Origin of the sequence: Actinoplanes sp. KI2 (assembly GCF_025630775.1) — a bacterium.
Lineage (GTDB): Bacteria > Actinomycetota > Actinomycetes > Mycobacteriales > Micromonosporaceae > Actinoplanes.
In genome coordinates this window covers 1-325 of sequence record NZ_JAOSZE010000179.1, presented here as the reverse complement: position 1 = coordinate 325, position 325 = coordinate 1, and the positions used below count along the sequence as shown (strand labels likewise).

Genomic DNA, 325 nt, shown 5'->3' with positions numbered 1-325 from the left:
AATGCGTGGCGCCTTCGACCCGGAAGTGTTCGAGCAGGCCTGGGGCGACGTCGTCGAGCGGCACGAGGCGCTGCGGACCCGGTTCCCGGACGAGCTCGGCGTCGCCTATCAGCACGTGGAAGCGATCGAGGACTCGCGGACCCCGCTGTCGGTGGAGCGGGTCTCGGTGGATGAGCTGTCGCAGGTGCTGCAGGCGGCGGTGTTGTATCCGTTTGATCTGGGGTCGGAGTTGCCGGTTCGGGTGTCGGTGTTCGAGCTGGGTGGTGGCGAGTTTGTGGTGTTGGTGTTGATGCATCACATCGTCAGTGATGGGTGGTCGTTGGCG

General features: G+C 65.2%; 1 protein-coding gene. It reads left to right on the top strand.

Annotated elements, in window-relative coordinates:
* A partial coding sequence (locus tag ODJ79_RS46860; protein ID WP_263030218.1) for a condensation domain-containing protein occupies nt 1-325 on the top strand: 325 nt, incomplete at both ends.